General features: G+C 41.9%; 18 protein-coding genes, 2 tRNA genes and 1 pseudogene. All 21 read left to right on the top strand.

The window, feature by feature from the left end:
- Positions 1-27: 27 nt before the first annotated feature.
- The 21 genes and pseudogenes from mfd to cysK all read left to right on the top strand — a co-directional run bounded on the left by mfd (position 28) and on the right by cysK (position 22,540).
- Positions 28-3,561, top strand: a complete 3,534-nt coding sequence (gene mfd, locus LC033_RS10005) for a transcription-repair coupling factor (protein ID WP_226568106.1) — start codon at positions 28-30, stop codon at positions 3,559-3,561.
- Positions 3,562-3,700: 139 nt separating this feature from the next.
- On the top strand, positions 3,701-4,237 hold the full coding sequence (gene spoVT, locus LC033_RS10010) for a stage V sporulation protein T (RefSeq protein WP_226568107.1): 537 nt from the start codon (positions 3,701-3,703) through the stop codon (positions 4,235-4,237).
- A gap of 204 nt (positions 4,238-4,441) precedes the next feature.
- A complete protein-coding gene (locus tag LC033_RS10015; RefSeq protein WP_226568108.1) occupies positions 4,442-6,046 on the top strand; it encodes a putative polysaccharide biosynthesis protein in 1,605 nt (534 codons plus the stop codon).
- On the top strand, positions 6,036-7,520 hold the full coding sequence (gene yabN, locus LC033_RS10020; protein ID WP_226568109.1) for a bifunctional methyltransferase/pyrophosphohydrolase YabN: 1,485 nt from the start codon (positions 6,036-6,038) through the stop codon (positions 7,518-7,520). The genes LC033_RS10015 and yabN overlap by 11 nt, the downstream gene beginning before the upstream one ends.
- Entirely contained in the window at positions 7,517-7,777 is a 261-nt protein-coding gene (locus tag LC033_RS10025) for an RNA-binding S4 domain-containing protein (protein WP_226568110.1), read from the top strand. Before yabN ends, LC033_RS10025 begins: the two co-directional genes overlap by 4 nt.
- A 74-nt stretch (positions 7,778-7,851) precedes the next feature.
- The gene (yabP, locus tag LC033_RS10030) at positions 7,852-8,160 is read left to right on the top strand and encodes a sporulation protein YabP (protein ID WP_048239558.1); all 309 of its coding nucleotides are present in this window, start codon (positions 7,852-7,854) and stop codon (positions 8,158-8,160) included.
- Positions 8,157-8,795 (top strand): spore cortex biosynthesis protein YabQ, encoded by a 639-nt coding sequence (yabQ, locus tag LC033_RS10035; protein WP_226568111.1) that lies wholly within the window; start codon positions 8,157-8,159, stop codon positions 8,793-8,795. Before yabP ends, yabQ begins: the two co-directional genes overlap by 4 nt.
- An 18-nt stretch (positions 8,796-8,813) precedes the next feature.
- A complete protein-coding gene (locus tag LC033_RS10040) occupies positions 8,814-9,188 on the top strand; it encodes an FtsB family cell division protein (protein WP_226568112.1) in 375 nt (124 codons plus the stop codon).
- An 82-nt stretch (positions 9,189-9,270) separates the two neighbouring features.
- Positions 9,271-9,666 (top strand): S1 domain-containing RNA-binding protein, encoded by a 396-nt coding sequence (locus tag LC033_RS10045; RefSeq protein WP_008357409.1) that lies wholly within the window; start codon positions 9,271-9,273, stop codon positions 9,664-9,666.
- Between the two features lie 370 nt (positions 9,667-10,036).
- A tRNA-Met gene (locus tag LC033_RS10050) sits at positions 10,037-10,110 on the top strand.
- A 25-nt stretch (positions 10,111-10,135) separates the two neighbouring features.
- Positions 10,136-10,207, top strand: a tRNA-Glu gene (locus LC033_RS10055).
- 204 nt (positions 10,208-10,411) lie between these two features.
- Entirely contained in the window at positions 10,412-12,895 is a 2,484-nt protein-coding gene (gene spoIIE, locus LC033_RS10060) for a stage II sporulation protein E (protein ID WP_226568113.1), read from the top strand.
- 76 nt (positions 12,896-12,971) lie between these two features.
- Positions 12,972-13,709, top strand: coding sequence for a vWA domain-containing protein (locus tag LC033_RS10065; RefSeq protein ID WP_226568114.1), 738 nt, complete (start codon positions 12,972-12,974; stop codon positions 13,707-13,709).
- Positions 13,693-14,700 carry a serine/threonine protein kinase PrkT gene (gene prkT / locus LC033_RS10070; RefSeq protein ID WP_226568132.1) on the top strand — a complete coding sequence of 336 codons (1,008 nt, stop codon included), beginning with the start codon at positions 13,693-13,695 and terminating at the stop codon, positions 14,698-14,700. Before LC033_RS10065 ends, prkT begins: the two co-directional genes overlap by 17 nt.
- Before the next feature lie 96 nt (positions 14,701-14,796).
- Positions 14,797-16,219: pseudogene (tilS, locus tag LC033_RS10075) on the top strand (tRNA lysidine(34) synthetase TilS).
- Positions 16,216-16,755 carry a hypoxanthine phosphoribosyltransferase gene (gene hpt, locus LC033_RS10080; RefSeq protein WP_226568116.1) on the top strand — a complete coding sequence of 180 codons (540 nt, stop codon included), beginning with the start codon at positions 16,216-16,218 and terminating at the stop codon, positions 16,753-16,755. The pseudogene tilS and the gene hpt overlap by 4 nt, the downstream one beginning before the upstream one ends.
- Before the next feature lie 95 nt (positions 16,756-16,850).
- Complete coding sequence (gene ftsH / locus LC033_RS10085; protein ID WP_226568117.1) at positions 16,851-18,755, top strand: ATP-dependent zinc metalloprotease FtsH; 1,905 nt, start codon at positions 16,851-16,853, stop codon at positions 18,753-18,755.
- A gap of 162 nt (positions 18,756-18,917) precedes the next feature.
- Entirely contained in the window at positions 18,918-19,694 is a 777-nt protein-coding gene (locus LC033_RS10090; protein ID WP_226568118.1) for a type III pantothenate kinase, read from the top strand.
- 14 nt (positions 19,695-19,708) lie between these two features.
- Complete coding sequence (gene hslO / locus LC033_RS10095; protein WP_226568119.1) at positions 19,709-20,584, top strand: Hsp33 family molecular chaperone HslO; 876 nt, start codon at positions 19,709-19,711, stop codon at positions 20,582-20,584.
- Between the two features lie 46 nt (positions 20,585-20,630).
- A complete protein-coding gene (locus LC033_RS10100; RefSeq protein WP_226568120.1) occupies positions 20,631-21,539 on the top strand; it encodes a peptidyl-prolyl cis-trans isomerase in 909 nt (302 codons plus the stop codon).
- Positions 21,540-21,616: 77 nt separating this feature from the next.
- Positions 21,617-22,540, top strand: a complete 924-nt coding sequence (gene cysK, locus LC033_RS10105; protein WP_226568121.1) for a cysteine synthase A — start codon at positions 21,617-21,619, stop codon at positions 22,538-22,540.
- Positions 22,541-22,631: the final 91 nt, after the last annotated feature.

A 22,631-nucleotide genomic window follows, 5' to 3' on the forward strand; every position in this document is an offset into this window, starting at 1 on the left:
TTTAAACAAGCAGGGAGGAGGAGCCAAATGAAAAACATACAATCATTTATCAAACAAAGTAATGATTTTCAGTCCATTTTTAATGGGCTAAAGGAAGGGTTAAAAGAACAGCTGCTCGCCGGACTATCAGGCTCCGTTAGATCGTTATTTTCAGCTGCCATATCAGACCAACTAAAGCGGCCGATGTTTATTGTGACCCACAATTTGTATCAAGCGCAGAAGGTGGCGGATGATCTAGCAAGTGTGATGTCGGATCGGTCGGTCCTTCTTTATCCTGTAAATGAACTCATTGCATCAGAGATTGCCGTTGCCAGCCCTGAGCTAAGAGCACAGCGACTCGATGTCCTGAATCGACTAGCAAATGGAGAAAACCCCATTGTCGTAACTCCGGCAGCGGCGGTGCGGAGAATGCTTCCGCCAGTCGAGATCTGGAAGGAGAGTCAAATCCATTTAAAGCTCGGTGAAGAAATTGATTTGGAGGCGTTTTCAAAGCAACTCGTGCAAATCGGTTATGACCGGACGTCTATGGTCGCTGCGCCCGGAGATTTTAGTGTGCGTGGAGGAATCATCGACATTTATGCGTTAACGGGAGATCATCCTATCCGTATTGAATTGTTTGATACAGAAGTGGATTCGATTCGGACCTTCCACTCTGATACACAGCGGTCACTAGAAACGCTTCAAGAGATCAAGATTGGCCCAGCAAAAGAGCTGATTGTGAGAGGCCCTGAACGAGTAAGAGCGATTGAACAGCTTGATGACGGTCTTGCAAAAAGTTTAAAGAAGTTCAACTCAGACAAACAAAAAGAGCTGCTGCATCAGAATATTTCTGGTGATCGAGAGAAGCTGCTAGAAGGTATCGTGACACAGGAGATGACGAAGTACCTCTCCTATTTCTATGAAAAGCCTGCTAGTTTGCTAGATTATACATCGCAAGATACGATTATCATCCTAGATGAAATTAGCAGAATTCAGGAGATGGAAGAACAGCTTGAACAGGAAGAAGCAGATTGGACCATTAGTTTGCTTGAAGAAGGGAATATTCTTCATGATTTATCTCTTTCCTTCCCGTTCCAAGAGCTGATGAATCAGCAATCGAGGTCAATTCTCTACTACTCGTTGTTCTTAAGACATGTCCAGCAGACCAATCCGCAAAATATTGTCAATGTATCTAGTAAGCAAATGCAGAATTTCCACGGGCAAATGAATGTGCTTGCGAGTGAAATTGAACGTTATAAAAAACAAAATTATACGGTTGTCTTTTTAGGTGCGAATGAAGAGCGTACAGAGAAGCTGTCGTCTGTTTTACATGATTATGACATTGAAGCTGCTCTTGCCAAACCGGACGCTGAGCTTGTAACCGGGCAAGTGTATATTTTACAAGGTGAGCTACAAACAGGCTTCGAACTGCCATTATCAAAAATTGCAGTGATCACAGAAGGTGAGCTTTTCAAAAAACGTGTGAAGAAGCAGGCACGTAAGCAAAAGCTGACCAACGCAGAGCGAATTAAGAGCTATTCAGAGCTTCAAGTGGGCGATTATGTAGTGCACATTAACCACGGGATTGGTAAGTATTTAGGCATTGAAACGCTTGAGATCGGCGGCATTCATAAAGATTATTTAAATATTCATTACCAAGGGAGCGACAAGCTTTATGTACCGGTTGAACAAATTGACCAGGTGCAGAAGTATGTAGGATCAGAAGGAAAAGAGCCAAAGCTGTACAAACTAGGCGGCAGCGACTGGAAACGCGTCAAGAAAAAAGTAGAATCATCTGTTCAGGACATTGCAGATGATCTCATTAAGCTGTACGCAGAACGTGAGGCAAGCAAAGGGTATGCCTTCTCACCTGACCATGAGATGCAGCGTCAGTTTGAATCTGCGTTCCCTTATCAGGAAACAGATGATCAAATTCGCTCTATTCAAGAAATCAAAAAAGACATGGAGCGGGAACGTCCGATGGATCGCCTGCTTTGTGGAGATGTGGGATATGGAAAAACAGAGGTGGCGATTCGTGCGGCCTTCAAAGCCATTGCTGACGGGAAGCAGGTTGCATTACTTGTTCCGACAACGATCTTAGCACAGCAGCATTTTGACACGATTATGGACCGATTTCAGGACCACCCTGTCAAAATCGCTCAGCTTAGCCGATTCCGTACGCGTAAAGAAACAACCGAAACGTTAGAAGGGATGAAGAACGGAACGATTGATATGGTCATTGGGACACACCGCCTTCTTTCAAAAGACATTGTATATAAGGATTTAGGACTGTTAATCATTGATGAGGAACAGCGTTTTGGTGTGACGCATAAAGAGAAAATTAAGCAAATGAAAGCCAATATTGATGTACTGACATTAACGGCAACGCCAATTCCGCGTACGCTTCATATGTCGATGCTTGGTGTACGAGATTTATCCATTATTGAAACACCACCTGAAAACCGTTTCCCTGTTCAAACCTATGTTGTCGAGTACAATGGCGCTTTAGTTAGAGAAGCGATAGAGCGAGAACTAGCGAGAGGCGGTCAAGTGTACTTCCTTTACAACCGTGTTGAGGATATTGAACGGAAAGCAGACGAAATCTCTATGCTTGTTCCAGACGCTAAAGTCAGCTGTGCACACGGGAAAATGAGTGAGAACGAGCTAGAATCTGTGATGATCAACTTCCTTGAAGGAGAATCAGATGTGTTGGTCAGTACAACCATTATTGAAACGGGCGTAGACATTCCAAATGTGAACACGCTCATTGTACACGATGCTGATAAAATGGGGCTCTCTCAGCTGTACCAGTTAAGAGGACGAGTTGGGCGCTCTAATCGTGTCGCCTACGCATATTTTACTTATCGAAAAGACAAAGTTCTTTCTGAAGTAGCAGAGAAAAGACTTCAGGCCATTAAAGAATTCACAGAGCTCGGATCAGGCTTTAAAATTGCGATGCGTGATTTAACGATTCGAGGAGCAGGGAACTTACTTGGGGCACAGCAGCATGGATTTATTGATTCCGTTGGGTTTGACCTTTATTCTCAAATGCTGAAAGAAGCGATTGAAGAAAGAAGAGGCGACACGACAGCTCAAGAAAAATTTGAGCCGGAGATCGACTTGCAAATTGATGCCTACATTCCAGACTCATATATTTCTGATGGCAAGCAAAAAATCGAGATGTATAAACAGTTTAGAGCCATTGGGTCCATTGAAGAACGGAAAGAGCTGCAGGATGAAATGATTGACCGATTCGGTGAATATCCACAAGAAGTGGCTGATTTGTTCACGATTGCGACGATGAAGGTGTACGCTGTGCAGGAACGTGTTGAGTTGATCAAATTGGAGAAAGGCATTGTCAGACTCACCCTTGATGAGAAACCAAGCAGCGAAATCGATGGTCAAAAATTATTTGAGTTAGGCAGTCGATATGGACGTGAGATTGGCCTAGGAATGGAAGGCAGTAAGCTGATTATATCTGTTCAAACGAAAGGCAAGAAGACCAAGGAATGGCTGGAGGTCGTTCTTAGCATGCTTCGAGGCCTTCAAAATGTGAAAAAAGAAACCATTCCATCTTCATAAAATTTTGTTTGTCTCTCGTGTATATTACGTTTGATGTGACGGATACTAAACTCAGGGTCAAGTGGTGAATGTTACATAAAGTGGACGCTTTTGTTCCATTCACCCAACATATCATCAAATGAAAGAGAGGAAGCAGTGAATGAAAGCAACTGGAATTGTACGCCGCATCGATGATCTAGGTAGAGTGGTTATTCCGAAGGAGATTCGCAGAACATTGCGCATCCGGGAAGGAGATCCGCTTGAGATTTTTGTCGACCGCGATGGAGAAGTGATTTTGAAGAAGTATTCACCGATTAGTGAGCTAGGAGACTTTGCGAAGGAATATGCTGATGCATTATTCGACAGTTTGGGTCATTCCATCCTGATCTGTGATCGCGATACGTATATTGCTGTATCCGGCAGTTCGAAAAAAGAGTACTTAAACAAATCCATTAGTGATTTAATTGAACGAACACTCGATCAGCGTAATTCTGTATTAGAGGAAAGCAAGAAAGAAATTCAACTAGTCGATGGTATTGATGATGACGTATCTGCTTATACCATAGCACCTATTGTTGCAAACGGAGATCCAATTGGCGCCGTCGTCTTATTTTCGAAAGAGCGTTCAATGGGAGAAGTGGAGCATAAAGCGGCGGAAACGGCAGCTGGCTTCTTAGCCCGTCAAATGGAACATTAGGTCTAATAATTCTATATGTTTTTGATAAAACGAAAGAATGCCGATAAAATCATCTGATTTTGTCGGCGTTTTTTATATGAGATGAAACGAAACATGCAATGTGTCGTCTACTCCTTAGAAAGAAACAGCTTTCTATTGACGTATGATATAATGAGTGCGTTTAAATGTAGCTCTATTTTTTGATTGAACATAAAGGAGTCATCCATGAAAAATGCTGTGAATCAGCCGCATTGGCTTTTCCAAGGTGCGGTGATATTGACCATCGCAGGCTTGTTATCAAAGGTACTAAGTGCCGTTTATCGTGTCCCTTTTCAAAACATCGTAGGAGACACTGGTTTTTATATTTATCAGCAGGTGTATCCCTTTCTCGGCATTGCGATCATGCTCGGAACAACAGGGTACCCTGTTATGGTGTCCAAGCTACTGAGTGAGCATGGTGAAGAGAATCGCCGGATCATTACAAGGGTATCCTTGGTGTATATCTCTTTGCTAAGCTTGGTCTTATTTCTCTGTCTATACATAGGAGCAGGTTGGATTTCGGACTTGATGGCTGACAGCGAATTAATCTTACTCATCCAGATGAGTGCATTTGTTTTTTTATTCCTGCCGCTCACAGTCATGCTAAGAGGTGTGTTTCAGAGTGACGGCATGATGCTTCCAACCGCTATATCCCAATTGGTTGAGCAGCTCATTAGAGTAGGTGTTTTGCTTGTCTTATCCTTCTATTTAATGAGGCACGGTTATTCTCTTTATGAAACAGGAGTGGGTGCCGTTTTCTCCTCTATCGCAGGAAGTGCGGTCTCACTTATACTGCTTCTTTTCCTTTGGCTGACATATCGAAAGCAGCCTGCTTCAGGCATGACGTTAAAACAGGCAACACTGCGAAAAAAAGATGTTTTGAAAAGTTTAGTTCTGTATACATTGACGATTTGTGTGAGTGGATTGTTTATTTTATGGATGCAAATGATCGATGCCTTTCACCTGTATGCTTTGCTCCGCAGCGAGGGGCTGAGTGAGACGGAAGCCAAAGCGGCAAAAGGTGTGTATGACCGAGGTCAGCCTTTCTTGCAGCTAGGAACGGTGTTTGCAATTAGTATCGGAACTTCTCTTGTTCCATTTTTGTCGTCAGCCTTGAGGGAAGGACAGCACGAAGTGATTCGTCAAAAGGTTCGTACATCGTTTAAGACAACGTCGGTGCTAGGGATTGGATCAGCGGTCGGGCTTATTTGTATTCTATCGTCAGTAAATATAATGTTATTTCGTAATGACTTAGGAACAGATGCGCTGCAAATATTTTGTATTTCCATCGCATTTACGTCAATTGCGATTACGCAAACAGCTTTGCTTCAAGGGCTGGGACATCCCGTGTACCCAGCTGTTGTGATCATTCTCAGTGTGCTAGTGAAATGGGGGTTGACGTTTGCGCTTGTCCCGCTATTTGGTATCCATGGGGCCGCATGGTCTACAGTATGTGGTTATCTCACAGCAGCCATGTGCAATGCGTTTTATTTGAAACGCAAAGGGTGGATCTCAATGAGAGAGCTGTTCCCAGTGGAAATTCTTTTATCAGCGGCTTTCATGGCCATCGTTTTAGTGGGGTATCAGGCATTATTTTCTTGGATCATACCTTTTGAAAAACGTCCGTTTTCCGTTTTAGAGAGCCTGACATCAGTTTTTATTGGTGGTTTCGCCTTTTTATATAGTATTCTTAAGCTAGAGGTATTTACGGACGAGGAATGGAGACTCATTCCATTAGGAGAAAAGATTTTATATTTTAAACAGATGAGAGGGAATAGAAATGGCTGGTAAGATTACAGTCGTTGGTCTTGGGGCCGGCGACATGGATCAGCTGACGCTCGGCGTATATAAGCAGCTGAAGCAGGCGAAAGAAGTATTTATGAGAACGAAGGATCACCCGCTCACTGCGGAATTAAAGCAGGAGATCCCGTCTATTACCTTTTTGGATGAGGTTTATGAAAAGCATGATCAGTTTGAATCAGTGTATCAGGAAATCACAGAAATTCTATTTGCTGAGGCTGCGGACAAAGATATTGTTTATGCAGTACCAGGACATCCATTTGTAGCAGAAAAAACAGTGCAACTTCTTGTCGCTCAGCAGAAGGAACACGGGATTGAGGTGTCTGTTGCCGGTGGACAAAGCTTTCTTGATGCGACCTTTAATTCCTTGCAGATTGACCCAATTGAAGGACTACAATTCGTTGATGCAGGGGATATGCGGGCAGATGATCTTAATTTAAGCCAGCATGTATTGATTTGTCAGGTGTATGATCAGATGACCGCTTCAAATATCAAGCTCACGCTGATGGAAAAGCTACCAGACGACTATGAAGTTTATATTGTGACTGCGGCAGGGAGTAGTCAGGAACAGATGACAGCTGTTCCTTTATTTCAACTTGATCGAGATATGTCGATAAATAACTTAACGAGTGTTTATGTGCCTCCAATTCAAGATAAAAAGCTGCTCTATCAACAATTTGATACTTTCCGAGAAGTCATTCGTACATTAAGGGGACCAGGAGGCTGTCCGTGGGATCAAAAACAGACCAATGAGTCGCTCAAACCTTACTTAATTGAAGAATGCTATGAGCTACTTGAAGCCATAGACGAAGACGATCCAGATCATATGGTGGAAGAGCTTGGAGATGTGTTGCTGCAGGTTTTACTCCATGCTCAAATTGGTGAAGATGATGGCTATTTCTCAATTGATGATGTCATCCAGCATGTGACAGAAAAAATGATTCGACGACATCCGCATGTGTTTGGTGATACAAATGTCACTGAAGCATCGGATGTGGTGGCCAATTGGGAAAAAATTAAGCAGCAGGAGAAGCCAGAACGGGCAGCATCTATTTTGCAGTCCATTCCAGCAACACTCCCAGCTCTAACAAAGGCTTATAAGCTCCAAAAGAAAGCAGCTAAGGTCGGCTTTGATTGGACGGAAGTAGAAGATATTTGGAACAAATACGAAGAAGAAAAGCAGGAATTCCTCGTTGAAGTGGAAGAGATGACGGACGAAGGTGCAACAAAGCAAATGAAAGATGAATTTGGGAATATTTTGTTTGTTCTCGTCAACATAGGCAGGTTCTATCAGCTAGAGCCTGAAACAGCCCTCTCTTCCGCAAACACAAAATTTATGCGGCGCTTTCAGCATATAGAACAAAAAGCAAAGGGTATGGGACGTTCACTAGAGGACATGACACTAGAGGAAATGGATGATCTGTGGAACGATGCCAAACGCATAGAAAGAGGTGAACACACATGAGACTAGATAAATTTTTAAAAGTTTCTCGTTTAATTAAAAGAAGAACATTGGCGAAAGAAGTAGCCGATCAAGGAAGAATTTCAATTAATGGAACACAGGCAAAAGCCAGCTCTGACGTGGAAGAAGGAGACGAGCTTCAAATTCGCTTTGGTCAAAAACTTGTGACCATTCAAGTCAACGAGTTAAAGGACACCACGAAAAAAGAAGAAGCTGCTGGCATGTATACCGTGCTGAAAGAAGAAAAAACAGCAGAATAGGGCTTGTTCTAAAAGACCCTCCTATCACATACAATGCAGTAACATTGCAAGTATGAGATATGGGGGATGTATAAATGAATCAATATTATAATCAACCTCAAGGCACGAAGCTGTCATCAGAAGCAGAGCACAATGTCACAATGCGAAACAGAAAGCATTTAGATATTACCGGCGTCAAGCAGGTAGAAAGCTTTGATAGTGAAGAATTTCTGCTTGAGACGGTAATGGGGATTCTAGCCATCCGCGGAGAAAATCTACAAATGAAAAATTTAGACGTAGAAAAAGGCGTTGTGTCCATCAAAGGTCGTGTCTTTGACTTAATTTATGTAGATGAGCAGCATGGGGAGAAGGCTAAAGGATTTTTTAGCAAGCTGTTTAAATGACACTGACAGTCCAGTTTTATACGATGCTTTCGATGGCGGCGATGGGCATCTGGCTGGGCGCATCGCTTGATACGTACAAGCTGTTTGTGAACCGGGAAAAAACATCAAAATGGTTCCTAGTCATTCACGATCTCCTTTTTTGGATGGTGCAAGGTCTCTTATTCTTTTATGTGCTGCTGCTAACAAACGAGGGAGAATTCAGGCTTTATATTTTTCTAGCTGTTGCTTTAGGTTTCTCAATGTATCAGGCATTGATGAAACAGCTATATATCAAAATTCTGAAGTTCATCATCACGTGTATATACAAGGCCGTTCTAGTCCTTAAAAGACTGGTCATGTCCATTGTCTTTCAGCCGATCCGCTGGCTTGTCACATTGATCATAAGTGCAATTCTGTTCTTGCTCCACTCGTTCTTACGTATTGTTCGTTTTACGTTTCGACTCGTGTGGAAGGTGCTATCGATTGTTTGTTATCCGCTCATCTGGTTACTCAATGTGACCATTATTCATCGGATTCCCGAAAAATGGCGAACATCAGTTAGATTGTTTTTCTCAAAAGGAGCAGGAATTTTACAAGGGACCAAGAAATTATCCCGTACAATCAAAACGAAATGGAAACAATTCTGGACAAAGTAAGAGAGGAGGCCTTCATCCTTGAACGAGAGAAAAAGAAATATCGCACAAATTCAAAACGATTACCAAAAACAAATGGAACAGCAAGCACAGCGCTTAAAACGCAAACGCCGTGGACTCCTTAGAAGGCTTACCGTGTTTGGTGTGATCGTGCTCATGTTTGCTGTCTTGGTGACTAGTGCCCTCTGGTCTCAATCGTCCGCATTAAAGGAAAAAGAAGAGAAAAAGGTTGTGCTCGAAAAAGAATTGAAGCAATTACAAACAAAGCAGGAAGATATTTCTGATGAAATCAAGAAGCTGAAAAGCAAGGAATACGTACTCGAACTAGCACGACGGGACTATTATTTGTCCAAAAAAGGCGAAAAAATCTTTGATGTGGACAATAAGAGCGATTAGCCTTGTTGACACTTAAAATTCAGTTTATGTATAATTGAACAAATGAGATTTTTTTATAAGTCTAAGGAGGAGCACTTTTTTTATGTCGATTGAAGTTGGCAGCAAGTTACAAGGGAAAGTTACGGGCATTACAAATTTTGGAGCTTTTGTGGAGTTGCCAGGCGGTTCAACTGGTCTCGTTCATATCAGTGAAGTAGCCGATAACTATGTAAAAGATATTAATGAACATTTAAAAGTCGGTGAACAAGTTGAAGTGAAAGTGATTAACGTTGAAAAAGACGGTAAAATCGGCTTGTCCATTAAAAAAGCAAAAGATCGTCCTCAACAACAATCAAGACCAAGCAGAAATGATTTCCGTCCTAAGGAATCGTTTGAGCAAAAAATGAACAAATTCTTAAAAGATAGCGAAGATCGCTTAACATCTTTAAAACGTAACACGGAATCAAAACGTGGGGGGCGCGGAGCAAGAAGAGGTTAACTTGTTGCTGCTTTCTATATATCTATCACAACAAAGCATCTGCTTTTCAGCGGGTGTTTTTAGATTGTTGACAAAGGGCTAAAATGATCTTTATTTTAAGCCCTTTGTCTTCTTTTCAGCGTGATTGAAAACCTTTGAAGTCTAGGAAGGACGAGTACTGGAGCGGAGCAAATTTTAGATTCGTGAGCACCAGCACGCAGGGCTGACAACGAATGCGAGGGTTTGTCTACACGCTGAAAGCATCTGTTTTTTTCCTGTACTGACACGATGTTTTTTTGAGATTTCATCATTTAATTTAAAACTTTCTATTGACGGACAAGCGAATCCTTTGTATTATAGTTCTTGTGCTTCTTAGCGCATTTTCAAATATGGCGGTGTAGCTCAGCTGGCTAGAGCGTACGGTTCATACCCGTGAGGTCGGGGGTTCGATCCCCTCCGCCGCTATCCTTTTAAGTAGAACGAAAAACAAGGCCCGTTGGTCAAGCGGTTAAGACACCGCCCTTTCACGGCGGTAACACGGGTTCGAATCCCGTACGGGTCATTTCCAAAACAGCTTTCATAAAGAAAGCTGTTTTTTTGTGCTTTTCGTAAAATCCTGATGAAAGAAATCGACTTACATGAAAGTATGCCTCTTCCACGAATAAAGCGTCGAACGTTTTTTGGAAACGACAACTTCTTTTGACAAAATTTCCTTTTTACCTTCGCTATAATGACAAGCAATGAATATCAGGTGGGGGATGAGAAGATGGAAAAACTAGAAAGAAGAACGGATTTAACAGGAGCGGGGTTTGAAAGAATCAGTGCAGGTTTGAAAAAGATAAAAAACCTGTTTCTTCATCATACGCATTCTCTTTTTTTCTATAGAGGGTTTATTTATGTTGTTCTCGGTTTTTTATTAGGACGAGCCTTTATTTTATCTGAAATTATGCCGTTTGCTTTGCCTTTCTTTGGTTCCATGCTACTCATTAAAAAGGATAAAGTGATGCTGGCTTGTCTTGCTTTACTCGCTGGGGCAATGACCATATCACCTCAAAATGCATTATTTGTGTTTGCTTCATTGATCGTATTTCTTAGCATGTCAAAAGTCATTTCTTTCATCATCAAAGATCCAGTGAAAACCTTGCCGGTTGTGATTGTTCTTTCCATGCTGATCACACGAGGGTCATTTGTTTATTTTGAGCAAGGTGCTGTTCAAAGCTACGATTACGTCATGGCGGGCGTTGAAGCAGGACTTGCGTTCATATTGACATTGATTTTTCTGCAAAGTTTACCGATTTTTACAGTCAGGAAAATCAAACACTCCTTAAAGGTTGAAGAAATCATTTGTTTTATGATTTTAATTGCGTCCGTTTTAACAGGCTTAGCGGGTATCACCTTTCAAGGGATGCAAGCAGAGCATATTTTGTCGCGTTACGTAGTGCTTACCTTTGCCTTTATTGGAGGCGCCAGTATTGGTTGTACGGTTGGTGTCGTGACAGGATTAATTCTCGGACTTGCTAACATAGGGAATCTTTATCAGATGAGTCTTCTTGCCTTTTCAGGCTTATTAGGCGGATTGCTAAAAGAGGGGAAGAAAGCAGGAGCAGCCATCGGATTAATTGTAGGTTCCTTACTTATTTCACTGTACGGTGAAGGATCAGCAGGTCTCATGACTACGCTATATGAATCACTCATTGCCGTTGCACTGTTTTTGCTCACGCCTCAATCAGTTACCTCTAAGGTGGCAAAATATATCCCTGGAACGGTAGAGCATGTACAGGAGCAACAGCAATATGCTCGGAAAGTACGAGATGTGACAGCAAAAAAAGTAGACCAATTCTCTAATGTATTTCATGCGCTGTCTGAGAGTTTTGCGACATTTTACGAATCCATTCCTGAAGAGAAGAAGCAGGAAGAAGATGTAGATATTTTTTTAAGTACAATCACAGAACGATCCTGTCAAACGTGCTATAAGAAAAATAAATGCTGGGTGCAGAACTTTGATACAACCTATGAACTGATGAAGCAAGTTATGCATGAATCTGATAAAAAAACGTATGAGAATAACCGGAAATTGAAAAAGAAATTTAGCCAGCATTGCTCAAAATCAAAACATGTCGAGGAATTGATTGAAGAGGAGATTGCTTATTACAAAGCAAATCAGACCCTTAAGAAAAAGGTCCAAGACAGCAGGCGTCTTGTGGCGGAACAGCTGATGGGCGTCTCGCAAGTGATGGAGGATTTTTCCCGGGAAATAAAACGGGAACGAGAACAGCATTTTATTCAGGAAGAACAGATGATAGAAGCGCTTCAGCACTTCGGGATTGAAATTCAGCAAGTAGAAATCTATAGCTTGGAGCAGGGGAATGTCGATATTGAAATGAGAATCCCATATTGCCAAGGTCATGGGGAATGTGAAAAAATTATTGCTCCAATGCTCTCAGATATTTTAGAAGAACAGATTTTAGTAAAAGCAGAGCAGTGCGCAGAGCATCCAACAGGCTATTGTCATGTTGTTTTTGGCTCGGCAAAATCGTATCGAGTGGCTACAGGCGTAGCGCATGCAGCGAAAGGCGGAGGGTTAGTATCTGGAGATAGCTACAGCATGATGGAGCTAGGTGCAGGTAAATATGCCGCAGCTATTAGTGATGGGATGGGAAATGGCGCAAGGGCTCATTTTGAAAGCAATGAAACGATCAAACTGTTAGAAAAAATATTGGCGTCTGGTATTGATGAAAAAGTGGCGATCAAGACCATTAATAGTATTTTATCTTTAAGGACGACGGATGAAATCTACTCAACATTAGATTTATCAATTATTGATTTACAGCATGCGAGCTGTAAGTTTCTAAAGATCGGTTCAACCCCTAGCTTTATTAAACGGGGTGATCAGGTGATGAAGATACAAGCCAGCAACTTGCCGATTGGGATTATTGATGAGTTTGAAGTGGAGGTCGTGAGTGAACAGATGAAGGCAGGAGATCTGCTCATTATGATGAGCGACGGCATTTTTGAAGGACCAAAGCATATTGAAAATCATGATTTGTGGGTCAAACGAAAAATGAAAAGCTTTAAAACAGAAGATCCGCAAGAGATTGCTGATTTATTAATGGAAGAGGTCATTCGAACAAGAGCAGGTCAAATTGATGACGATATGACGGTTGTAGTCATTAGGCTCGACCACAACACACCAAAATGGGCATCCATTCCCACAGGTACATTCTATCTTGAGAAACAAGAGATTTCTTAAAATATCGTATAATATGAATTTCTTCTGGCGATGATGGGAATACAAGCATTCAGTTACAATCCCAGGAGGAATGAAGATGCGAAAAGGTCACGTAAACCAAATCTTATTGATTACAGATGGCTGCTCAAATCATGGGGAAGACCCACTTGCGATTGCCGCATTGGCAAAGGAACAAGGGATCACAGTCAATGTCATTGGCATTATGGAAGAAAACAGACACGATCATGAAGCGATGAAAGAAGTAGAGGGGATTGCTCTCGCTGGCGGAGGCATCCATCAGGTTGTCTACGTCCAGCAATTATCTCAAACGGTACAAATGGTCACAAAAAAGGCGATGACACAAACATTACAGGGTGTTGTGAATAAAGAATTACAGCAAATTCTCGGTAAAGATGCTGAAATTGAAGAACTTCCGCCAGATAAGCGTGGAGAAGTAATGGAGGTTGTTGATGAGTTAGGGGAGACTGTTCATCTTCAAGTGCTAGTGCTTGTTGATACAAGTGCAAGTATGAAGCCAAAATTGCCGACCGTCAAAGAAGCACTCATCGATCTCTCTATTAGTTTAAATTCAAGAATTGGTGAAAATCGGTTTGGGATGTGTGTATTTCCCGGGAAAAACTCAGATGCAGAAATTGTGTTGAACTGGACGCCTCGGTTCGATTCGTTATCATCTATTTTTCCAAAGCTGACAACCGGGGGAATTACTCCGACTGGACCAGCACTCCGAGAAGCACTTCAGCATTTCAAATCAGTTCGATCACGTAAAGGGCTACTTGAAGCAAAGGAAGAGCATAATGATGAATTCGGCTTCTAACATCCCATTAGGCACGATGATTAAAGGGAAATGGCATCACCATCATTACCGCATTGTAAAAGAGCTGGGAAAAGGGGCGAACGGTGTTGTCTATCTGGCCGAATCGCCAAATGGGCAAGTGGCCCTTAAAGTGAGTGATGACAGTATGCTCATTGCATCTGAAGTCAATGTATTAAAATCCTTTTCAAAGGCTCCTGTGAAAACCATGGGGCCTTCTTTTTATGATATGGATGATGCCATTTATGCTGGTATGTTACAAAAGCGCTCGTTTTATGTGATGGAGTATGTGAGAGGCCCGTTACTGCTAGAGTTTGTTAAACAAAAAGGTGATGAGTGGATCGTTGTCTTAATGATTCAGCTTTTGTCTAACCTGGCTCATTTACACAAGGAAGGCTGGATATTTGGTGACTTGAAGCCGGATAATCTCATCGTTTCAGGTCCTCCAGCCACTATTCGATGTATTGATGTTGGAGGAACGACAAAGGCAGGAAGGGCAATCAAGGAGTATACTGAGTTCTTTGATCGAGGCTACTGGGGATTTGGTACAAGAAAGGCAGAACCGTCTTATGATCTATTTGCCTTAAGTATGGTGATGGTGAACTGTGCCTATAAAAAAGAATTTAAAAAAGGGGCAGAACCAGAAAAGCAGCTTTATCGAGCCATTGAAGGACATCCTTTATTAAAGAGATATGAGAGGGTGTTAAAGGCTGCTTTTCAAGGTAAGTATCGATCAGCAGCAGATATGAAAAGTGCCATACTGAAAGAAGGACAACTGCTTATCTCAAGAAAGACGCGTCAAAAAAAGCAGGCACACAAAAACAGGCAAAAGCCTGCTGTTAGTCAAAATCAACAGGTGGTTTCACGATCACAAGTTGCTGGAGCGAAAAGAAAGTCAGTACGTAAAAAATCAGGAGGGCTTTTTGAATCGATTCTCATCGTGTGCAGCGTACTCGCTCTTTACTGTGCGTATGTGGTTTTATTCCTATTGTAGAGCTGTAAAAAAGCAGGCTTCTTCTTTGCTTGGAGCTACTGAAAGTGATAGGATATGTATATCTTTAAATTACCTGCTCTTTGTGAGGAGGCAGTTGTGAATAGAATTGACTCTTTTTTGAAAAAACATGATGTTTTCCTTGAAAATACGACCGTCATTGTCGGGGTTTCCGGTGGACCAGATTCCATGCTCTTACTGCATGAACTAAACAAACGTCGAAAAGGTTCCTTCCAGCTGATTGCAGCCCATATTGATCACATGTTCAGGGGGGAAGAATCCTTTACTGATTTGGCATTTGTTGAGGCTTACTGCAAGGAGCAAGAGATCCCTTTTGAATCGGCCCGTATACAGGTGACCCAATATGCAAAAGAAAACCGCTTAAACAAACAGGCAGCTGCAAGAGACTGCCGATATGCGTTCTTTCTTCAATTGATGGAGCGGTACAACGCTCAATTTATAGCGCTTGCACATCATGGGGACGACCAAGTAGAAACAATGATGATGAGGCTGACCAGAGGGACTGTTGGAATAGGACTTGCAGGTATTCAAGCAAAGCGCTCCTTTCAAGAAGGGTGGCTGATTCGTCCGCTGATTGGTTATTCTAAGGACGACGTGCTAAAAGCTTGTAAAAAAGAACATGTTCCCTATGTCATTGATCAAAGCAATCACACAGATGACTACTTGAGAAACCGGATAAGAAGACACATTCTTCCCGTGTTAAAAGAAGAGGCGCCACATGTGCACGAAAGCTTTCAGTTTGTAAGCGACATGCTGACTGAGGATGAGCAATACTTGCAGGCATTAACAAAGGAACAAATGAACCAAGTCATTACTAGTCAAACAACTAAACAGGTCGAGATCAAAACGAAGACTTTGCTTGACCTGCCTTTGCCTTTACAAAGAAGAGGCATTCAACTAATATTAAACTATCTTTATGAAAAAACTCAATCAGCGTTTTCAAACCAGCATATTCTAGGGACTTTGGACTGGTTATCTCATACGGATCAACCGTCTGGATCATTAGATTTGCCAAAAGGTTTACAAGCTGTCAAGTCTTATGATCATTGTAAGTTTACCTTTGAACGATCGCTTGTCATAGATCAGTCTTATGCTCATCACTTAAAGGTTGAGTTAGGAGAGGAGCTTTTTCTTCCGAATGGACGATCTATTGTGGTATCAAATTATATTCCGAAGGATGCACGGAACGGAAACCATTTTTTCTTGCTTCAAAAAGATCATGTTCGCCTCCCTTTGATGATTCGCTCACGAAAAAATGGTGACCGAATCAAACTTAAAGGGATGAATGGGTCAAAAAAGGTGAAGGATATATTTATTGATAAAAAAGTGCCTCTTGCAGAAAGAGACAGTTGGCCGATCGTCACTGACTCGGATCATCAAATCATCTGGATCCCAGGTTTGAAAAAATCCGTTTTTGAAGAAAATGATATGACAAACAGCGATCTCATTGTATTACAATATAGACAGCACGAAAATTTGTAGGGGGCAAGCAAAAGCATGAAACAAGATATTGAAAAGATTTTGATCTCAGAAGAAGAGATCCAGCAAAAAGTGAAGGAACTGGGAGCAACATTAACCAGCGATTATGATGGTAAATTTCCCCTGGCTATTGGTGTGTTGAAAGGGGCTCTTCCATTCATGGCAGACCTGATTAAACACATTGATACATATTTAGAGCTTGATTTTATGGATGTATCTAGCTACGGAAAGTCTACCGAATCTTCTGGAGAAGTGAAGATCATTAAGGATTTAGATACTTCTGTTGAAGGAAGAGATATTCTAATTATGGAAGATATCATCGACAGTGGGTTAACTTTGAGCTATCTGGTAGAGCTTTTCCGATACCGTAAAGCAAACTCCATTAAAATTGTGACATTGCTTGATAAACCAAGCGGTCGTAAAGCAGACATCAAAGCAGACTATGTTGGGTTTGAAGTGCCAGATGCATTTGTAGTCGGCTATGGATTGGATTTCGCTGAACGTTACCGAAACCTCCCGTATATTGGAGTGTTAAAACCTTCTGTTTACGAAGGCTAATCAGCATACGTCTACATGAGGTTATTGGTTGTGTTGGAATGATTTTCTATGATACTATTGAACATAGTTGTGCTTACTGTGGGAGGAGGTAAGGAATGAATCGGGTTTTTCGTAATACGATTTTTTATATACTTATTTTATTACTTGTGATAGGGGTTGTTAGTTGGTTAGGATCCCCTAATCAAAAGCCTGAGAACATGTCTTACAGCAAATTTTCGCAAAATCTAAGTGCGGGAAAAGTGGAGAGCATCTCCATTCAGCCTGTGAGAGGGGTTTATGAAATTCGTGGTCAATTATATGGCGCGAAGAAAGATGAATACTTCATTACCCATGTTCCAGATGGTCAAGGTGTTGACCAAATTTACAGTGCACTGAAGAATACAGATGTAAAAGTAGAACCAGCACCTGAAACAAATGGATGGTTGCAAGTTCTGACAACCATCATTCCGTTTATCATCATCTTTATTTTATTCTTCTTCTTATTGAACCAAGCTCAGGGCGGTGGAAGCCGAGTCATGAACTTTGGTAAAAGTAAGGCTAAGCTTTACACAGAAGAGAAGAAGCGTGTGAAATTCAAAGATGTTGCCGGTGCGGATGAAGAAAAGCAAGAGCTTGTAGAAGTTGTTGAATTCCTGAAGGATCCGCGTAAATTTGCGGAGCTTGGCGCAAGAATACCTAAAGGGGTTTTACTAGTAGGACCCCCAGGTACAGGTAAAACATTGCTTGCGAGAGCATCTGCAGGTGAAGCAGGCGTTCCTTTCTTCAGCATCAGTGGTTCTGACTTTGTCGAGATGTTCGTCGGTGTCGGTGCATCACGTGTACGTGATTTGTTCGAAAATGCGAAAAAGAATGCACCTTGCTTAATCTTTATTGATGAGATTGATGCGGTGGGTCGTCAGCGTGGAGCAGGTCTTGGCGGCGGTCATGATGAACGTGAACAAACGCTTAACCAGCTTCTTGTTGAAATGGATGGTTTTAGTGCCAACGAAGGTATTATTATCATTGCTGCAACCAACCGTGCAGATATCCTAGATCCTGCATTGCTGCGTCCGGGACGTTTTGATCGTCAAATTACGGTTGACCGCCCAGATGTCATTGGCCGTGAAGAAGTACTGAAGGTTCATGCGAAAAACAAACCGCTTGATGATACAGTAAACTTGAAAGCCATTGCTAGCAGAACACCTGGGTTCTCTGGAGCTGATCTTGAGAACTTACTAAACGAAGCAGCACTTGTGGCTGCCCGTCAAAACAAAAAGAAAATCGATATGCGTGATATTGACGAAGCGACTGACCGTGTCATCGCTGGGCCGGCGAAGAAAAGCCGTGTCATTTCGAAGAAAGAACGTAATATCGTGGCGTACCATGAAGCAGGTCATACCGTCATTGGACTTGTCCTTGACGAAGCGGACATGGTGCATAAAGTAACGATTGTTCCTCGTGGTCAGGCGGGCGGATATGCGGTCATGCTTCCAAGAGAAGACCGTTATTTCCAAACGAAGCCAGAGCTTCTTGATAAAATTGTCGGCTTGCTCGGCGGTCGTGTTGCGGAGGAAATTACGTTTGGTGAAGTCAGTACAGGCGCTCACAACGACTTCCAGCGTGCAACAGGCATTGCAAGAAGAATGGTCACAGAGTTCGGTATGTCTGATAAACTTGGTCCGCTTCAATTCGGTCAATCACAAGGAGGTCAAGTATTCCTTGGCCGTGATTTCAACAACGAGCAGAATTATAGTGAAGCGATCGCTTACGAAATTGACCAAGAAGTTCAGCGTTTCATCAAGGAGAGCTACGAACGTGCGAAACAAATTCTCACTGAGAATAAAGATAAGCTAGAAATCATCGCACAAGCCCTTCTAGAAGTTGAAACATTAGATGCTGAGCAAATCAAATCTCTTTACGAAACTGGAAAGCTTCCAGAGCGTATATACGCAGATGACGAAGAGAAAAACGATGATGTGAAAGTGAACATCAAGAAAAAAGAAGAAGATGAGGAGATCTAATCTCCTTCTGTGAAAGCTGCCGGGATGACCGGCAGCTTTTTTTATTTCGATTCCTGAATGGATCGGTTTCGAATTGTTTACAAATGGAACTCAATTCGTGTATGGTATGATAGAAAGTCGAAAAATGCTCTTTTTGAGAAACTATTCAAAGTGGTGATGAAGTTGTTACTCGTGATAGATGTAGGAAACACAAATACCGTTTTAGGTGTTTATCATAATGGCGATCTAAACTACCATTGGCGAATTGAAACAAGCCGTCATAAAACAGAAGATGAATTTGGTATGTCAATCCGGTCTTTATTTGACTATGTAGGGCTGATGTTTGACCAAATAGAAGGTATTATTATCTCTTCTGTTGTCCCGCCGATGATGTTTGCACTCGAAAGAATGTGCGAGAAGTACTTCCACATTACACCCCAAATTGTAGGACCTGGAATGAAGACAGGACTAAACATTATGTGCGACAATCCAAAGGAAGTTGGCGCCGATCGAATTGTCAATGCGGTGGCTGCTATTCACCTATATGGATCACCTCTCATTGTGGTAGACTTTGGAACAGCGACAACCTACTGTTATATTAATGAACAAAAACAATACATGGGTGGAGCGATTGCACCGGGTATTACCATCTCAACTGAGGCTTTATATTCAAGAGCCGCTAAGCTGCCGAGAATTGAAATCGTCCGCCCAGATCACATCGTTGGAAAAAACACCATTAGTGCGATGCAATCGGGTATACTTTATGGATATGTTGGCCAAGTCGAGGGAATAGTGAAACGGATGAAGCAGCAAGCCGAGCAAACACCGAAAGTCATTGCAACAGGCGGTTTGTCTACATTAATTGGAAACGAATCAAACTCTATTGATATTGTCGATCCGTTCTTAACATTAAAAGGACTTCAATTAATTTATGAACGTAATCATGTCGGTGTACCATAGGAGGTTTAATTGAAATGGATTACTTAGTTAAAGCGTTAGCATATGACGGTAAAGTCCGTGCATATGCTGCAAACACAACGGATACAATCAACGAAGCACAAAGTAGACACCATACGTGGCCAACTGCGTCAGCAGCTATTGGCAGAACCATGACGGCCACAGTGATGATGGGGGCTATGCTGAAAGGCGAAAATAAGTTAACTGTCAAAATTGAAGGTGGTGGACCAATCGGAGCCATCATTGCTGATGGAAACGCAAAAGGTCATGTGCGCGGATATGTCTCAAACCCACAAGTTCACTTTGACTTAAATGAACATGGTAAGCTAGATGTAAGACGTGCAGTTGGAACAACAGGAACCTTAAGTGTTGTAAAAGATATAGGGCTGAAAGACCACTTTACAGGACAAACAGAAATCGTTTCAGGTGAAATTGGGGATGACTTCACTTATTATCTCGTCTCTTCTGAGCAAGTGCCTTCCTCTGTAGGTGTAGGCGTTCTTGTGAATTCAGACAACTCTATCCTCGCAGCAGGCGGTTTCATCATTCAATTGCTGCCAGGAACAGAAGATGCTGTGATTGAAAGACTAGAAAAGCGGCTATCAACCATTGAACCCATCTCCAAACTTATTGAAAAAGGGATGACACCTGAAGAAATTTTAGAAGAAGTGCTCGGAGAAAAACCTCAAATTTTAGAAACTGTACCTGTCGAATTCTCTTGTAACTGCTCAAAAAAACGTTTTGCTAATGGCATTATCAGCCTAGGAAAAGCCGAAATTGACGATATGATTGAACAAGACAGACAAGCAGAAGCTCAATGCCATTTTTGTAACGAAACCTATGTATTTACAAAAGAAGAGCTAGAAGAGCTACGTGAAGAAATAACCCGCTAAGCTCTAAGCAGCGGGTTTTCTTTTTATAATGGAAAGGAGACGAAAGATGAGACTTAAAGCAAGAGTGATATGGACATTTATCCTTGTGTTGCTCATGATCAATGCCGTTGTCATTGCATATGTACTGACAAAGTCACAAATGTCACAGGCTTCTTTAAACGGGAAGAGCGGTGAAGAAATTGCGTCCATTGGAAAAAAGAGAATTGTGCGTGAAGAATGGTTAAAGAAAATGGAAGACCGCTACGGAAAGGCAACACTTGAACAAATGATCAATCAACAGGTGGTCAATCAGCTTGCAAAAGAGAACAAGCTAGAGGTGTCTTCAAAAGAGATCAATCGAGAATTGCTGATGCTTAAAGCGGTTTCTAATAATTTCTACGAAGATGGACATACAAGTGAAAAGGAATGGAAAGAGCAGATTCGTTATCAAATTTTATTAGAACAGCTCTTAACGAGAGATGCCGTTGTTTCGGAAAAAGAAGCGAAATCCTTCTATGAAAAAAACAAGGACTTATATCAATATGATGACTCATATCGTATTCGCCATACTGTCGTGAAGACAAAGGGCGAGGCAGAAAGTGTATTGAAAGATTTAAAAGGCGGATCCAGCTTTGAAGCTGTGGCGGCTGAACGTTCCATTGACCGATATACATCTCCCTATGGCGGAGATCTTGGGTTTGTGACAGAAGAGCAAGAGAGCATTCCAGCCCTATACATACAAGAAGCCCAAAAGCTGCAACCAGATAAATGGACAAAAGAGCCGATTGAGACCAAAAACGGGTATGCCATCATACAATTAAAAGAAACATTAAAAGGCCGCTCTTTCTCTTATGAAGAAGTCAAAGATCAGATCAAAAGGCAGATCGCTATGGAAGATCTAGGTGAAAAGGCGAATGTCAAAACCCTGTGGAAAGAAGCAAAAGTCACATGGTTTTACGATGGCGAGCAGGACTAAAAGCATTGACAAAATTTTTTGAAATTGATAATTTAATATTAATACAATAAAATTACTCGGAGATAGAGGTGTTAGTGATGGCTCGTATTGCAAATTCAGTTTTTGAATTAATAGGAAATACACCAGTCGTTAAATTAAACCGTTTAGTGGAAGAAGACAGTGCGGATGTCTACTTGAAACTTGAATATATGAACCCAGGCAGCAGTGTAAAAGATCGTATTGCGTTAGCGATGATCGAAGACGCTGAAGCGAAAGGTAAGCTAAAAGCTGGCGACACGCTCATCGAACCAACAAGCGGAAACACAGGGATTGGTCTTGCGATGGTAGCAGCAGCAAAAGGAATCAACGCCATTTTGGTTATGCCGGATACAATGAGTCAGGAGCGCCGTAACCTTTTACGTGCATACGGTGCAGAGCTTGTATTAACGCCGGGTGCAGAAGGAATGAAAGGTGCTATTAAAAAAGCAGAAGAACTGGCAGAAGAACATGGTTATTTCATGCCGCAGCAGTTTAGCAACGAAGCCAATGCTGAAATTCACCGCCGTACAACTGGGAAAGAAATTCTTGAACAGTTTGATGGTGATTTGAATGCATTTATTGCAGGTGTTGGTACGGGCGGTACAATTACAGGTGTTGGTGAAGTCCTAAAAGAAGCCATCCCGTCGATTCAGCTCTATGCGGTAGAACCAACAGATTCCCCTGTACTATCAAGAGGAAAGCCAGGTCCGCATAAAATCCAAGGAATTGGAGCTGGTTTCATCCCTTCCATCTTGAACACGGAAGTATATGACGGCATTATCCAAGTGAAAAACGAAGATGCCTTTGAGCTTGCAAGAAAGGCAGCGAAAGAGGAAGGAATCCTTGGCGGTATTTCCTCAGGAGCAGCTATTTACGCAGCGCTTCAAACAGCGAAAAAGCTTGGTAAAGGGAAGAGAGTTCTGGCGATCATCCCAAGTAATGGGGAGCGTTACCTCAGTACACCTCTTTATCAATTTGATTAAACGATAAACCCCAGCATTTGCTGGGGTTTTTTTAGATTTTTGAAGATGGAAAGAAAAACTATTTTCTAAATAAATTGGATTGCATTACAAT

This window comes from Bacillus stratosphericus (genome assembly GCF_020524495.1).
Classification (GTDB): domain Bacteria; phylum Bacillota; class Bacilli; order Bacillales; family Bacillaceae; genus Bacillus; species Bacillus stratosphericus_B.

What these genes read in the sequence shown, in the direction of transcription:
- mfd (WP_226568106.1), top strand. Translation starts at nt 28, where the DNA reads ATGAAAAACATACAATCATTTATCAAACAAAGTAATGATTTTCAGTCC.
- spoVT (WP_226568107.1), top strand. Translation starts at nt 3,701, where the DNA reads ATGAAAGCAACTGGAATTGTACGCCGCATCGATGATCTAGGTAGAGTG.
- LC033_RS10015 (WP_226568108.1), top strand. Translation starts at nt 4,442, where the DNA reads ATGAAAAATGCTGTGAATCAGCCGCATTGGCTTTTCCAAGGTGCGGTG.
- yabN (WP_226568109.1), top strand. Translation starts at nt 6,036, where the DNA reads ATGGCTGGTAAGATTACAGTCGTTGGTCTTGGGGCCGGCGACATGGAT.
- LC033_RS10025 (WP_226568110.1), top strand. Translation starts at nt 7,517, where the DNA reads ATGAGACTAGATAAATTTTTAAAAGTTTCTCGTTTAATTAAAAGAAGA.
- yabP (WP_048239558.1), top strand. Translation starts at nt 7,852, where the DNA reads ATGAATCAATATTATAATCAACCTCAAGGCACGAAGCTGTCATCAGAA.
- yabQ (WP_226568111.1), top strand. Translation starts at nt 8,157, where the DNA reads ATGACACTGACAGTCCAGTTTTATACGATGCTTTCGATGGCGGCGATG.
- LC033_RS10045 (WP_008357409.1), top strand. Translation starts at nt 9,271, where the DNA reads ATGTCGATTGAAGTTGGCAGCAAGTTACAAGGGAAAGTTACGGGCATT.
- spoIIE (WP_226568113.1), top strand. Translation starts at nt 10,412, where the DNA reads ATGGAAAAACTAGAAAGAAGAACGGATTTAACAGGAGCGGGGTTTGAA.
- LC033_RS10065 (WP_226568114.1), top strand. Translation starts at nt 12,972, where the DNA reads ATGCGAAAAGGTCACGTAAACCAAATCTTATTGATTACAGATGGCTGC.
- prkT (WP_226568132.1), top strand. Translation starts at nt 13,693, where the DNA reads ATGAATTCGGCTTCTAACATCCCATTAGGCACGATGATTAAAGGGAAA.
- hpt (WP_226568116.1), top strand. Translation starts at nt 16,216, where the DNA reads ATGAAACAAGATATTGAAAAGATTTTGATCTCAGAAGAAGAGATCCAG.
- ftsH (WP_226568117.1), top strand. Translation starts at nt 16,851, where the DNA reads ATGAATCGGGTTTTTCGTAATACGATTTTTTATATACTTATTTTATTA.
- hslO (WP_226568119.1), top strand. Translation starts at nt 19,709, where the DNA reads ATGGATTACTTAGTTAAAGCGTTAGCATATGACGGTAAAGTCCGTGCA.
- LC033_RS10100 (WP_226568120.1), top strand. Translation starts at nt 20,631, where the DNA reads ATGAGACTTAAAGCAAGAGTGATATGGACATTTATCCTTGTGTTGCTC.
- cysK (WP_226568121.1), top strand. Translation starts at nt 21,617, where the DNA reads ATGGCTCGTATTGCAAATTCAGTTTTTGAATTAATAGGAAATACACCA.